The sequence below is a fragment of the Herbaspirillum sp. VT-16-41 genome (assembly GCF_001994935.1).
In the GTDB taxonomy this organism is placed as follows: Bacteria; Pseudomonadota; Gammaproteobacteria; order Burkholderiales; family Burkholderiaceae_D; genus Herbaspirillum; species Herbaspirillum frisingense.
Map to the genome: position 1 here is coordinate 15,391 of NZ_MUXB01000119.1, position 13,991 is coordinate 29,381.

Annotated in this window: 10 protein-coding genes; 3 read left to right on the forward strand and 7 right to left on the reverse strand. The window is 63.5% G+C overall.

The window, feature by feature from the left end:
* Positions 1 to 5: 5 nt before the first annotated feature.
* The 7 genes from urtD to BTM36_RS17450 all read right to left on the reverse strand — a co-directional run bounded on the left by urtD (position 6) and on the right by BTM36_RS17450 (position 9,598).
* Positions 6 to 887, reverse strand: a complete 882-nt coding sequence (urtD, locus tag BTM36_RS17420; RefSeq protein ID WP_077237281.1) for an urea ABC transporter ATP-binding protein UrtD — start codon at positions 885 to 887, stop codon at positions 6 to 8.
* Complete coding sequence (gene urtC / locus BTM36_RS17425) at positions 884 to 2,014, reverse strand: urea ABC transporter permease subunit UrtC (protein WP_077237282.1); 1,131 nt, start codon at positions 2,012 to 2,014, stop codon at positions 884 to 886. The genes urtD and urtC overlap by 4 nt, the downstream gene beginning before the upstream one ends.
* Positions 2,011 to 3,627 (reverse strand): urea ABC transporter permease subunit UrtB, encoded by a 1,617-nt coding sequence (gene urtB / locus BTM36_RS17430; protein WP_077237304.1) that lies wholly within the window; start codon positions 3,625 to 3,627, stop codon positions 2,011 to 2,013. Before urtB ends, urtC begins: the two co-directional genes overlap by 4 nt.
* A gap of 238 nt (positions 3,628 to 3,865) precedes the next feature.
* The gene (gene urtA / locus BTM36_RS17435) at positions 3,866 to 5,119 is read right to left on the reverse strand and encodes an urea ABC transporter substrate-binding protein (protein ID WP_006464625.1); all 1,254 of its coding nucleotides are present in this window, start codon (positions 5,117 to 5,119) and stop codon (positions 3,866 to 3,868) included.
* A 416-nt stretch (positions 5,120 to 5,535) separates the two neighbouring features.
* Positions 5,536 to 6,363, reverse strand: a complete 828-nt coding sequence (locus BTM36_RS17440; RefSeq protein WP_077237283.1) for a ferritin-like domain-containing protein — start codon at positions 6,361 to 6,363, stop codon at positions 5,536 to 5,538.
* A gap of 147 nt (positions 6,364 to 6,510) precedes the next feature.
* Entirely contained in the window at positions 6,511 to 8,232 is a 1,722-nt protein-coding gene (locus BTM36_RS17445; RefSeq protein WP_006464623.1) for a sensor domain-containing diguanylate cyclase, read from the reverse strand.
* A 22-nt stretch (positions 8,233 to 8,254) separates the two neighbouring features.
* A complete protein-coding gene (locus BTM36_RS17450) occupies positions 8,255 to 9,598 on the reverse strand; it encodes an ABC transporter substrate-binding protein (protein WP_077237284.1) in 1,344 nt (447 codons plus the stop codon).
* A gap of 423 nt (positions 9,599 to 10,021) precedes the next feature.
* Here BTM36_RS17450 and BTM36_RS17455 point away from each other — a divergent pair, with 423 nt between their 5' ends.
* The 3 genes from BTM36_RS17455 (at position 10,022) to BTM36_RS17470 (ending at position 13,981) form a co-directional block, all read left to right on the forward strand.
* Entirely contained in the window at positions 10,022 to 11,245 is a 1,224-nt protein-coding gene (locus BTM36_RS17455; protein ID WP_077237285.1) for a Bcr/CflA family multidrug efflux MFS transporter, read from the forward strand.
* A 281-nt stretch (positions 11,246 to 11,526) separates the two neighbouring features.
* Positions 11,527 to 12,222 (forward strand): FadR/GntR family transcriptional regulator, encoded by a 696-nt coding sequence (locus BTM36_RS17465; RefSeq protein ID WP_006464620.1) that lies wholly within the window; start codon positions 11,527 to 11,529, stop codon positions 12,220 to 12,222.
* Positions 12,223 to 12,319: 97 nt separating this feature from the next.
* Positions 12,320 to 13,981 (forward strand): ABC transporter substrate-binding protein, encoded by a 1,662-nt coding sequence (locus BTM36_RS17470; RefSeq protein ID WP_077237287.1) that lies wholly within the window; start codon positions 12,320 to 12,322, stop codon positions 13,979 to 13,981.
* Positions 13,982 to 13,991 lie beyond the last annotated feature (10 nt).

Consider the following 13,991-nt stretch of genomic DNA (forward strand, 5'->3'; position numbering starts at 1 on the left):
CGCTCTTATCGTCCCAGGTAGACTTCGATGACGCGCTCGTTGGATTGCACCTGGCGCATATTGCCCTCGGCCAGTACCGATCCCTCGTGCAGCACGGTCACCTTGCCACCCTGGGCAATCTCTTCGACGAAGCCCATGTCGTGTTCCACCACCATGATGGAATGCTTGCCGCGCAGCTCGTTCAAGAGCTCTGCCGTGCGCGCTGTCTCGGCGTCGGACATGCCGGCCACCGGTTCATCGAGCAACAGCAGTTGCGGCTCCTGCATCAGCAGCATGCCGATCTCCAGCCACTGCTTCTGGCCGTGCGAGAGCAGGCCGGCGATGCGATGTTCCTGGCCGTTCAGGCGGATCAGCTTGAGGATTTCCTCGATCTTGCCGATCTGTTCCGACGACAGGCGCGCAAAGAGCGTGGTCTTCACACGCTTGTCCATCTTCATCGCCAGTTCCAGGTTCTCGAACACGGTGTGCTGCTCGAACACGGTAGGACGCTGGAATTTGCGGCCGATGCCGGCGTGCGCGATTTCATACTCGGTCATCTTGGTCAGGTCGATGGTCTGGCCGAAGAAGGCGGTGCCGGCGGTGGGCCGGGTCTTGCCTGTGATGACATCCATCATCGTGGTCTTGCCAGCGCCATTGGGCCCGATGATGCAGCGCAGCTCGCCCACCGAGATATCCAGGTTCAGGTTGTTGATGGCCTTGAAACCATCGAAGGACACCGTGATGTTTTCCAGGTAGAGGATGGCCCCGTGGGTGGTATCGACGCCCTCGGGTTTGATGCGATCGTAGGACGTGCCGTGGTCGGCGCGCGGCGTATCGACATTGCCGCCCAGGCCGCCGATGACGACGGCGTTTTTGCCCATGCTCTTGCCAGGTTCGATGGCGCTCATGCGGCCTCCTTGGATGCGCTCGCTTCAGCCGCCGAGGCAGCGCGTTTCTTGAGTTTCTGTACCAGTCCCAGGATGCCCTGCGGCAGGAACAGCGTCACCAGGATGAAGATCAGGCCCAGTGCATACAGCCACAGGTCGGGGAAGGCCGCGGTGAACCAGCTCTTCAGGCCATTGACGGTGAAGGCGCCGATGATGGGGCCGATCAGCGTGCCACGGCCACCGACGGCGGCCCAGATCACCATCTCGATGGAGTTGGCCGGCGACATCTCGGACGGATTGATGATGCCCACCTGCGGCACGTACAGCGCACCGGCGATACCGCAGATCACGGCCGACAGCGTCCACACGAAGAGCTTGAACCACAGCGGGTTGTAGCCGATGAACATGAGGCGCGATTCGGAATCGCGCACGCCCTGCAGCACCCGGCCCAGCTTGGAGGTGACGATCATGCGGCAGACCAGCAGTGCGCCCACCAGCAGTGCCAGCGTCACCAGGTACAGCACCGCCTTGGTGGACGGCGCGGTAATGGTGAAGCCCAGGATGCGCTTGAAGTCGGTAAAGCCGTTGTTGCCACCAAAGCCCGTGTCGTTGCGGAAGAACAGCAGCATGAAGGCGAAGGTCATGGCCTGCGTGATGATGGAGAAATACACGCCCTTGATGCGCGAGCGGAAGGCGAAGTACCCGAACACGAAAGCCAGCAGACCCGGCACCAGCACCACCAGCAGCATGGAGAACCAGAAATGGTCCGTCATCCACCAGTACCAGGGATAGGCCTTCCAGTTCAGGAACACCATGAAGTCCGGCAGGTCGCTCTGGTAGACGCCGTCACGGCCGATGGCGCGCATCAGGTACATGCCGTGCGCGTAACCACCCAGCGCGAAGAACACGCCATGGCCCAGCGACAGGATGCCGGTGTAACCCCAGACCAGGTCCAGCGCCAGCGCCGCCATGGCGTAGCACATGAACTTGCCGACCAGCGCGATGGTATAGGACGACACGTGCAGGCTGCTGTCCGCCGGGAACAGCAGGTTGCAGATCGGCAGCAGCGCCAATACCACGGTGCAGATGACGATCCCGGCCCAGGCCGGGCGATTGAACAGCGAGGGGCGCATGATCATGGTGCTCATTCGACGCTCCTTCCCTTGAGTGCGAAGAGACCTTGCGGACGCTTCTGGATGAATACGATGATGAAGACCAGGATGGCGATCTTGGCCAGCACGGCGCCGGCCATCGGCTCCAGGAACTTGTTGACTTCGCCCAGGCCGAAGGCGGCAATCACGGTACCGGCCAGCTGGCCCACGCCTCCCAGCACCACCACCATGAAGGAATCCACGATATAGCCCTGGCCCAGGTCAGGGCCGACGTTGCCCAGCTGCGAGAGCGCCACGCCACCGAGACCGGCAATGCCGCAGCCCAGGCCGAAGGTCATCATGTCGATCTTGCCGGTGGACACGCCCACGCAATCGGCCATGCGGCGGTTCTGCGTGACGGCGCGCACGAAAAGGCCCAGGCGGGTCTTGTTCAGGATCAGCCACACCGCAAACACCACGAACAGCGCAAAGAACACGATCACGATGCGGTTATAGGACAGCACCAGCGAACCCAGCACGGTGACCCCGCCCGACATCCAGCTCGGGTTGGCCACTTCCACGTTCTGCGCGCCGAAGATGGAGCGCACGCCTTGCATGAGCATCAGGCTGATGCCCCAGGTGCAGAGCAGGGTCTCCAGCGGACGGCCGTAGAGCCAGCGGATCACCAGCCGTTCCAGCGCGATACCGACGGCCGCGGCGACGATGAAGGCCGCCGGCAGGGCCACCACCAGATAGGCATCGATGGCGCCCGGGAAGAACTTGCGGAACACCAGCTGGCACACATAGGTGGTATAGGCGCCGATCATCAGCAATTCACCATGGGCCATGTTGATGATGCCCATCAGGCCGAAGGTAATGGCCAGGCCCAGCGCGGCCAGCAGCAGTACGCTGCCCAGCGAGACGCCATAGAACAGCTTGCCGGCGAAGTCCACGATGGCCAGGTGGCGGTCCAGCGCCGACAGGGTGCGCACGGCTTCCACCCGCACGCCTTCATCGGGTTCGATATAGGAGCCATCCGGATTCTTGGCCAGCATGTTTTCCAGCGCCGGCTTCAGTGAGGCATTGGTGGTCTCGGCCAGCGTCTTCACCGCAGCACGGCGCGCGGCCGGGTCGGTGGCATGCAGGTTGGCAGTGGCCTGTACCTGCAGCAGCACGTCCTTGATCTGGGGATCGCTCTCCTTGGCCAGCGCCTTTTCGATCAGCGGGATCTGCGCTGGGTCGGCATTCTTCAGGAGCTCGCTGGCGGCGGCCAGGCGCTGGTCGCGTTGCGGCGAGAGCAGCTTCAAGCCCGACAGGGCGCCGTCGACGGCGCCACGCAGGCGGTTGTTGACGGTGATGCCCTCGGCATCATCAGGTGCCGGGCCGGTCTGGTCGGTGGCCGGGTTGAAGGCCTTGCCCGCATCATCGACGATGAGCACGTCACCGGCAGGGGTGACATAGAGCGCGTCGCTGTTGAGGGCATTGAGAATCTTGAGGGCGTCGTCGTTGGCCAGCGCCGCAATCTGGTTGACGGCGGTGATGCGCGCGTCGGGGTCGTCTCCGCCAAGGGGCTTGAGCAGGTCCGGTGCGATGGCCGCGCCCGCCGTCAGGGCGTGGACGCAAAGCCAGGTCGCGAGGAGCCCGCGTAGGAACTGGATGGCTGGTGTCATGATGGTGTGCGCCTCGAAGCGCGAGCCGGACACGAAGCCGTGGCCGATGCGCATCGTCGGGCGTTCTTCTTGTGGAGGGAGGAACGTGCGGCGGTTGGAGCGCCTTCGATACGCCGCCCACGCGGCTACTCAGATCGGACGGTCCGTGGGTTGTGCAACAAGGACCCGTTCGGACTGAGTAGCCGCAACGCGGCGTATCGAAGGCGCTCCGAAAGAACGCCTTGCAACTACAACAAGCTTAGTTCTTCTGCTTGCTTTCGTTACCCGGGATGTACGGGCTCCACGGTTGCGCGCGGATGGTGGTCTTGGTCTTGTAGACCACGTTGAACTGACCGTCGGCCTTGATTTCGCCGATCATCACGGGCTTGTGCAGGTGGTGGTTGGTCTTGTCCATTTCCAGCGTGTAGCCCGACGGTGCCTTGTAGGTCTGGCCACCCATGGCGGCGATCACCTTGTCGGTGTCGGTGGACTTGGCCTTTTCCACGGCCTGCGCCCACATGTGCATGCCGACGTAGGTGGCTTCCATCGGGTCGTTGGTCACGACGGTATCGGCGTTGGGCAGGTTCTTGGCCTTGGCGTATTCCTTCCACTTCTTGATGAAGGCGGCGTTGACCGGATTCTTGACGGACTCGAAGTAGTTCCAGGCAGCCAGGTGGCCCACCAGCGGCTTGGTATCCACGCCGCGCAGTTCTTCTTCACCCACCGAGAATGCCACCACCGGCACGTCGGTCGCCTTCAGACCGGCGTTGCCCAGTTCCTTGTAGAAGGGCACGTTGGAGTCGCCGTTGATGGTCGAGATCACAGCGGTCTTGCCACCGGCCGAGAACTTCTTGATGTTGGCCACGATGGTCTGGTAGTCGGAGTGACCGAAGGGGGTGTAGACCTCGTCGATGTCGGAGTCCTTCACGCCCTTGCTGTGCAGGAAGGCGCGCAGGATCTTGTTGGTGGTGCGCGGGTAGACATAGTCGGTACCCAGCAGCACGAAGCGCTTGGCGCCGCCACCTTCCTTGGACATCAGGTATTCGACCGCAGGGATGGCCTGCTGGTTGGGCGCAGCACCAGTGTAGAAGACGTTCTTCTCCAGCTCTTCACCTTCGTATTGCACCGGGTAGAACAGCAGGCTGTTCAGTTCCTTGAAGACCGGCAGCACCGACTTGCGCGACACCGAGGTCCAGCAACCGAACACCACCGACACCTTGTCCTGCGAAATCAGCTGGCGAGCCTTTTCTGCGAACAGCGGCCAGTTGGAAGCGGGGTCAACGATCACCGGTTCCAGCTTCTTGCCCATCACGCCGCCGGCGGCGTTGATTTCGTCGATGGTCATCAGGGCCACGTCCTTCAGAGACGTTTCGGAGATGGCCATGGTGCCCGACAGCGAGTGCAGGATACCGACCTTGATGGTGTCGGCCGCGAAGGCGGAGGGCAGCCAGGAGGATGCGGCCAGTGCGAATGCGCCCAGTGCGGTGGCTTTCAGTACGGTACGACGTGACATGTGGTGCTCCCTCGAGAAAAGTTTTGGAAGATTTTTTTCACTGCCCAGTCGCTTTAGCAGAATGCGTGCCAATGGCGCGCCACGGGCGCAGGCCTGCATCAAAGCGGGGCGGGACGAGACGGCAGGAGGGAGAAATGTTGTCAGCCGGAACAGATTTGCGCACCAAAGGCGAGCGCAATTGTCGACAGCGTCATGGTGCAACGGCAATATTCACCAAGCTGGCGCTTCTTGATGCCCGATCTTGGGGCAAGTCGCCAGGCGCCAGCCCAGGCGGGTTTGGCGTGATTTGGAAAGGATCGCACCGGGCAGCAGGCGGGCCGTCAGGATTGTTAACAATGGGATCCGGCCGGATGCGGGGTACTGCACTTCATGGGCTCCTTGCGGCCCCTGCAGCCGGACCATCCATTGCAGGGCGTTCAGCGCAACAGCACGTGCTGCATGAATTGCCGCAGGGGAAACTCGATCATGTTCTGCAGCGCCACCGGCAGCTCCAGCGGCCGCATGATCATCTTGATGGTGGTCTCGGGTTTGAGATTCATGCGCACCGTGCGGCTCATGCGCGAGGCCAGTTCCTTGAGCCGCACCGGGTCGGCTGCCAGCTCCGGCTTGTGCACCATCACCACATGGCGGATGGCGCAGTCGGCGTCCTCGTTCTTGAGTTCCAGCGTACGCCGGCTCAGGGTGCCGAAGACGCGCGAGCGGCCGATGTTTTCCTGGCGGCGGTAACGGCGGAAGTACTGGTAGAAGTGCTTGTAGTGGTTGACCTCGTCAGTGGCGATCAGGCCCGCCAGGTGCTTGAGCACCGGCTCGTCCGTGGCACGCGCCAGGGCGCGGTAGTAGGTGGAGGTCCCGGTCTCGACCACGCAGCGCGCCGCCAGCTCCTGGGCGCGGGTGGGTTCGAGCAGCTCGACCTTGCAGTAACCGGAATACTCGTCGAGGAAGCTTTGATAGGCACGCTGCCAGTCGAACTCCGGCCAGACGTGTTCGACATAGGCGCGCAGCGCCGCGCCGTGTTGCAGTTCTTCCTTTTCCCATTGTTCGCGCAGCCAGCTCTCGACCTCGGCATCGCCCTTGTAGTATTCCACCAGGTTGTGCGTGTAAAGGTCCGAACCGCTTTCCACGAAGGAGGCACAGGCGACCAGATAGAACAGGTCTTCATCGTGGCGTACGCGCTCCAGGTCAATGCGGTTCAGGTCGATGTCTTCAATGGTCCAGTGTTTTTTTTCTTGGCGACTCGGGTTCATCTGCTATACCTCTCTCAAGGGTGACGGGTTGGCATAGCGGTATGATGCAGCGCACGGTCAATGGTTCAGGGCGGAACAGCCGCGCTTTATCAAACTTTACAAAGCGACTTCCATCGTCAGCGCTTTGTCAGCAGGCAGGCGCCGGAATCACAGGTTGCGCGTGGCATCGCTGCCCAGCACCACCCGGTTGCGGCCCTGGTATTTGGCGTGATACAGCGCCTGGTCGGCAATGCGTACCACCTGCTCGGCGGTGGTGCTGTCGTCGGCCTGCAGGGCGGCCACGCCGATGCTGGCGGTGATGTAGCCGGAGGGCGAATCGGCATGCGGCAGCTTCAGTTCGAAGATGGCCTGGCAGATGTTCTCGGCCTGCTGCAGGGCATGCGCGGTATCGCTCTCGGCGATGATGACGCTGAACTCCTCGCCACCGTAGCGGGCCACCAGATCGGTCGCCCGGCGTGAACTCTTCTGCAGCACCCGCGCCACGATGCGCAGGCATTCGTCGCCGGCCACATGGCCATAACGGTCGTTGTATTTCTTGAAGTAATCCACGTCCAGCATCAGCAAGGCCAGCGGATGACCGGAGCGCACCGAGCGCCGCAGCTCATTGACCAGCACCTCGTCGAAGCGTCGCCGATTGGCCACGCCGGTCAGCCCATCGGTGGCCGAGAGCGCTTCCAGCTTGCGGTTGGCGCGCTCCAGCTCGTGCGTGCGCAGCGCCACCTGCTGTTCCAGTTCTTCCTTGTTCTGTTGCAGCTTGCCGGCCATCTCATTGAACTTGCGCGAGAGCACGGCGATCTCGTCGCCCCCTTCCTGCGCCACCCGCACCGTGGTATCGCCGCTGCCGGCTTCCTTCATGGCACCGACCAGCCGCTGCAGCGGTACGCTGATGCTGCGCGCGATCAGCGCCGAGAGCAGCAGCGAGACCGCAAAGCAGCCCAGGCCGATGGCGATGATCTTGTCGCGTACCGAACGGGTGTCGGCGTTGAGCTTGTCGCTGGGCGTGGTACTGACCACCCACCACGACGAGTGTGGCAGCTTGGCGATGGCGGCGTAGTAGCGTGTCTTGTCCAGCCCGGTATAGGCGATGAAGTCGCTGGTGCGCCGTTGCGACAGGCTTTCCGAGATGCCGCTCAGCAAGGCCGGATCGGCGGTGCTGGCGCTGCCGTCGCGCCCCTGCACCACCACCGTGCCATCGCTGGCGTCGACGATGAAGATGCTGGAGTCATAGCCCAGTTCCACGCCCTCGAAGATGCTGAAGAAATAGCTCGGCCTCACTCCCACGAACAGATAGCCGGCCGGACGGTTGTTGCCGGTAAAGCGGATCTCACGCAGCATGGCCACGCTCTTCTGGCCGTGGCCGGCGTGATAGAGCGTCCACCAGGCGCGCCCACCCAGGTCGGGGGCCTCTTCGGCCACGCGGCTGATGCTGCCGGCCAGCGGCGCGAAGATCTGCGGATCGATGACCTGGCGCCGCCGGTCCAGCAGGTATTTCTGGTTGACGTCAGGCAAGGCCCCATAGGTATCGAGCAGCACCCGAGCTACGCCGCTGCGGGCCGCCGCACTGGCGGCCTCATGGCCGCTGTAATAATCGCCCAGCAGTCGTTGCAGCTTGTCCGAGAGCGCCAGTTCCTCGCTGGTGTCCTCGATCTTTTCCATGCGCAGCAGCAGGTTCTGTGAAATCTGCCGGGCTACCTGCACCGAGTAGGCGCGCACCTTGTCCTGGGTCGCGCGGCTGGTCTCACGGTAGGCCAGCAGCCCCGAGATCAACAGCGGCACCAGCGACACCAGGATGAAGGAATTGATCAGCCGATAGCGGATCTCGATCCTGCGCAGGAAACCCAGGGAGAGGAAGTCTAGCCGTCTATGCATGGAACATATCCTGTCTCCCGCCTCACTTGCCCGCCAGGCCGGCCTGTTCGGCGATGGAATCCTGTACTGCACGCGCGGCCTGCGCCGGCATGGTGCTGCCCGCCAGGACTGCCTGCAGCTGCTTGTGCAAGACCTCGATGGTATTGACCGGCAACAGCGAGTAGTACAGACCGGGCGCATTGGTGCGCGCCGCATCGCGTGTCATCTCGTCCACCAGCGCAAACAGCGCCCGGTCGCCCTTGACGTCGCCTGCGATCACGCGGAAGGGCGGGATGTTCTGGCGCTTGCCCTGCCAGATGCTCATGCCCGGGCCATACAGGAAATCCAGGAACTGCGCCGCGACTTCCCGGTGCCGCGCGCTGCTGCCCTGGGCCACGGCAAAACCGGTCTCGCTGCCGATGACCGGCCTGATGGGCTGGCCCTTGTCGTTCCACGGAGGCAGGAAGACGCCCACCCGCATCCCGCGCCCATGCATCAGCACGCCTGCCGCCCAGGTTCCCTGGAAGGTCATCGCCACACGGCCCTCGGCAAACTGGTTCAGGGTGGCATCGTATCCGGCGCGCAGGCAGTCGGCCTGGACCATCTTCTGCTCCACCAGCGTACGCAGGCGACTGAAGATGGAAATGCCCTGCGGGTTGTCCAGCTGCAAGCTGCCATCGGCGATACGGGCGCGCCAGTCCGGGACATTGGCCGCAACGGCATTGGCAAAGCCATAGCTGAACGGTCCATTGCCCAACATGTTGGGGAAGGCGCCCGACAGGGCCAGGGGCGTGAAGCCGGCCTTTCGCAGCGCTGCGCCAGTCGCCAGGAAGGCCTCGAAGTCGGTTGGCGGCGCCGTGATGCCGGCGCGCTCGAACATGTCGCGGTTGTAGTAGATCAGCGTGGTGGCGATACCCGAGGGGATGCCGTAGCGGCGCCCGCCCGGGGCCGTCCACTCGCGTTGCAGGATGTCCAGCAGATTGTTCCAGGCATGTGTCTGCCCGAGGTCGGCCAGCATGCCCTGATCGGCCAGCTCGGCGGTGTAGGGGCTGGCGTTGACGGAGATGATGTCGGGCAGGCTGTCGGTGGCGGCACGGGGCTTGAGGTTTTCCTCGACGGAATTGCCGATCATGAACTGCAAGTCGATGCGCACATCGGGATGATCGCGGACAAATGCATCGGCCACCCGATGCATTTCCTCCGACCAGTCCGGCGCCCACACCAGTGCCGTCAGCACCAGCGGTCCGGACGACTCGGCGCGATCGACCGCCTGGCTGGACGCCGGCTCGGCAGCGCCATCATCGCCGCCTCCGCAAGCGGCCAGCAGCAATGCGGCAGCCACCCCGGCAATGACGAGCTTGAGGCCGGCGAGGGTCTGTCCTGTCAAGTCCGCCGGCCAGCCGCCTGATCGATGGCTCCCGACGGGCGCGCGTGTAGTTGATGGCGTAAATCGGCCACGCATTGATTTCCCCTGCGGCAAAGATCTTTTTTGTTCTACAGCAACGTGCCGCACCGTATCGTCGGCGTGTGGCTCGTACTGCGCCTACCTGCCGCTCCTTGCATGGAGTCCCGTGATCTGAAAACGATGCGAACGAGTGTGCCAGCTTTTGTGCGAACCTGCACGAGCGCTGTTTGATTTTATTGTCCGGGCTCAGTTTTTTCTTGGCGGCAAGCTCGCATTACTTGATGCAGTCCGCTGATGGAAGCAGGCCGGCACTTTATAATACGGCCCTCACGCCATCAGGCCGCAGCGGTTCACTTCGTATGATCCACGCCTTCGCGCGCAATGCGGCTGCCTCGACAATTCCACATGCACAACAACGATCAATCGCTCTCGACGGGCAAATTTCCTCCATGGCTGGCAGTCCTGGCCGCGCTCACGGCCATGGGCGCTCTGGCCATCGACATGTACCTGCCCAGCTTCACCGCCATCGCCCAGGACCTGGGTGTGGGGACCAATCTGGTGCAGCTCACCCTGGCCTCCTTCCTGATCGGCCTGGCGGTGGGCCAGATGTTCTATGGCCCGTTGTCGGACCGCTTCGGGCGCAAGCCGCCGCTGTTCTTCGGTATCGCGCTGTACTTCGTCTGTTCGCTGCTGTGCATCTTCGCCCAGAACATCGAGACCCTGATCGTGCTGCGCCTGTTCCAGGGCCTGGGCGGCAGTGCCGGCATGGTGATCCCGCGGGCCATGGTGCGCGACCGCATGGGCGCGGAAGGATCGGCCAAGGCCTTCTCGATGCTGATGCTGGTGTTTGGCCTGGCGCCCATCCTCGCTCCCTTCATCGGTGGCCTGATGCTGGTCTTCGCCAGCTGGCGCGGCATCTTCGTGGTACTGACCATCTTCGGGCTGCTGTGCATGGCAGGTACACGCAAATACCTGACCGAAACCGTGGATGTCACCCGGGCCGAACCGTTGCACCTGGGACGCACGCTGCGCCAGTACTGGGGCCTGCTGCGGCATCGCCAGTTCATGTCCTATGTGCTGTGCGGTGGCTTGGTGCAGGCCGGCATGTTTGCCTACATCGCCGGCGGCCCATTCGTGGTGATCGAATTGCACGGCATCAAGCCGCAATACTTCGGCTTCGTGTTTGCCTCCAATGCCATTGGCCTGATTGCTGCCTCGCAGATCAATGCACGGCTGGTGGTCAAGCGCTCGGCCGAGCGCGTGCTGGGCAAGGTGCTGTGGGTGCCGGCCGGCCTCTCCCTGCTGGTGGTACTGATGGTGCTGGCGGGTCTTGAAAGCCTGCCGCTGCTGCTGTTCGGCTTCTTCGGTTTCCTCACCGCCTACGGCTTCACCGGCCCCAACGCCACCGCCATCGCACTGAAGCACCAGGGCCGTCAGGCCGGCACGGCGGCCGCGCTGATGGGGACCCTGCAATTCGGTATGGGGGTGTTGTCCGGCGTGGTGATGAGCCTGTGGCATGACGGCACCGCCTTGCCGCTGGTCTCGGTGATGGCCATCTGCGGTATCGCCGCCTTCCTGCTGTATCACCTGGTGGCCAAGCATGAGCCGGTGACACCGGCAGTCCAGTAAGGTCACGATCCTGCTGGTAGTACTCATGCGACCCGGCCATGCGCCGGGTCTTTTTTGGGCGCGGCCTGCCCGATTTCTGGGATGGCACCTCACGCATGAGGTGCGTCACTGCATCAATAGCGCTCATGGTGCATGGCACGCCGGCCCTCGTGCGGTTTCCCTGCATGCATGCCAAGGCCTTGTTGCACAAGGCTTTGCGGCTTGCGTGGGGGAAGGTGGCACGCTCGTTGCTGTAGAGGTCTTCGCGGTCTGACCAGTCAGGCCAATCCGAGGACGCCACCATGAGCATGCCCAATATCGCAGCACAGACCTTGCAGCGCCAGATTCTCAGCGGCACCTATGCCGCCGGTGAGATGCTGCCCAGCCAGCGCGAGCTGGCCGAGTCGATGGGCATCAGCCGCGCGTCCCTGCGTGAGGCCCTGTCGATGCTGGAAGCGCTGGGCTTCATCCGCTCCGTGCCTGGCAAGGGCACCCTGGTCACCGAGCGCCAGGATGGTCGCATCGCACCGCCGCTACCCTCCGTGGGCGAGGAAGACAGCAGCGCCCCCGAACTGGATCTGGCGGCCGTGTTCCAGCTGCGCCATGTCCTCGAATCGGCGGCCGCCGCGCTGGCCGCGCGCCACATCACCGCCCATGCCACGCCGCGCCTGTGGGGCATCCAGGCCCGCTTCGAGGATGCGCTCAAGAATCTTGATCTGGTCAGCGCTTCGCATGCCGACCTGGAATTCCATCAACTGGTCGCCGAACTCTCCGGCAACCCCGCCTTTGTCCAGGTGGTGCGCCAGTTCGAACGTCCCATCAGCCACAGCCTGCGCGTGCCATTTGCCGATCGCGAACGCATCTGGGCGCCCGCCGTTGAGCACCGCGTCATCGCCGCGGCCATCTCGGCAGGCGACATCGAGGGTGCGCGCCGCGCCATGCAGGAACACATCGCCAATGCCGCCGAGCGGGTCGGTCTCGGTTTTTCCCCGCCCTGATGTCGGCCAACCGCACTCACCTGGCAAGGTCGCCATCAAGTCCTTTGCGTTTCATCTGTCGTTTCCATCGTCGTCCCTCAACAAGGAAAGCACTGCCATGAAATTTCCCAAGACCGCTACCCTGACGCTGGCCTGTACCCTGGCCTTCGGTACCTTTGCCAGTCTGGCTGCCTTGCCCGCCCACGCCGAAAAGGTGTTGCGCATCGCCATGACCGCCGGCGACATCCCGCGCACGCTGGGCCAGCCCGACCAGGGCTTCGAGGGCAACCGTTTCACCGGCATCCCCATGTATGACGGCCTGACGCAATGGGACCTGTCCAAGGCCGACAAGGCCAGTGAACTGATTCCCGACCTGGCCCTGTCGTGGCAGGTCGATGCCAAGGACAAGACCAAGTGGATCTTCAAGCTGCGTCCCGGCGTGAAATTCCATGACGGTTCGGCCTTCAATGCCGATGCCGTGGTCTGGAACGTCAACAAGGTGCTGGACAAGAACGCCGCCCAGTTCGACCCCAGCCAGGTCGGCGTGACTGCCTCGCGCATGCCCACCCTGCGCGGCGCCAAGAAGATCGACGATCTGACCGTGGAACTGACCACCTCCGAGCCCGATTCCTTCCTGCCGATCAACCTGACCAACCTGTTCATGGCCTCGCCTGCGCAGTGGGACAAGAAGCTGGCCGCCGTGCCGGCCTCGGTGACCGACAAGGCCGAGCGCTCCAAGCAGGCCTGGGCCGCTTTCGCCGCTGACGCGTCCGGCACCGGCCCGTTCCGCATGGCCAAGTTCGTCCCGCGCGAGCGCCTGGAAGTGGTCAAGAATGACGGCTACTGGGACCCGGCGCGCCGCCCCAAGATCGATCGCGTGGTGATGCTGCCGCTGCCCGAGGCCAACTCGCGCACCGCCGCCCTGATGTCGGGCCAGGTGGACTGGATCGAGGCCCCGGCGCCTGACGCGCTGGACGCCATCAAGGCACGTGGCTTCAAGATCTATTCCAATCCGCAGCCGCACGTGTGGCCGTGGCAACTCTCCTTCGTCCCCGGTTCGCCCTGGCTGGACAAGCGCGTGCGCCATGCCGCCAACCTGTGCGTGAACCGTCCTGCCATGAAGCAGCTGCTGGGCGGTCTCATGGGTGAAGCTACCGGTACCGTGGAACCCGGCCACCCATGGCGTGGCAACCCCAGCTTCCAGATCAAGTACGACCCTGCCGCCGGCAAGAAACTCATGAGCGAAGCCGGCTACTCGGCGTCCAAGCCGCTGACGGTGAAGGTGCAGATCTCGGCCTCCGGCTCGGGTCAGATGCAACCGCTGCCGATGAACGAGTTCATGCAGCAGAACCTGAAGGATTGCTTCTTCGATGTGCAGTTCGACGTCATCGAGTGGAACACGCTCTATACCAACTGGCGCATCGGCGCCAAGGACCCGAGCGCGCACGGTGCCAATGCGATCAACGTCAGCTTCGCCTCGATGGACCCGTTCTTTGCCATGGTGCGTTTCGTCGATACCAAGGCTGCGCCGCCGACCTCCAACAACTGGGGCTTCTACAGCAACCCGGAGGTGGACGCCCTGATCGCCAAGGCCCGCACCACCTTCGATCCCAAGCAACGTGATGCATTGCTGGCCCAGTTGCACGCCAAGATCGTGGATGAGGCGCCCTTCGTCTGGGTGGCCCACGACACCGGTCCGCGTGCCATCGCCGCCAAGGTCAAGGGCGTGGTCCAGCCGCAAAGCTGGTTCATCGATATCGCCACCATGAGCATGGACTGAGACTGAACCG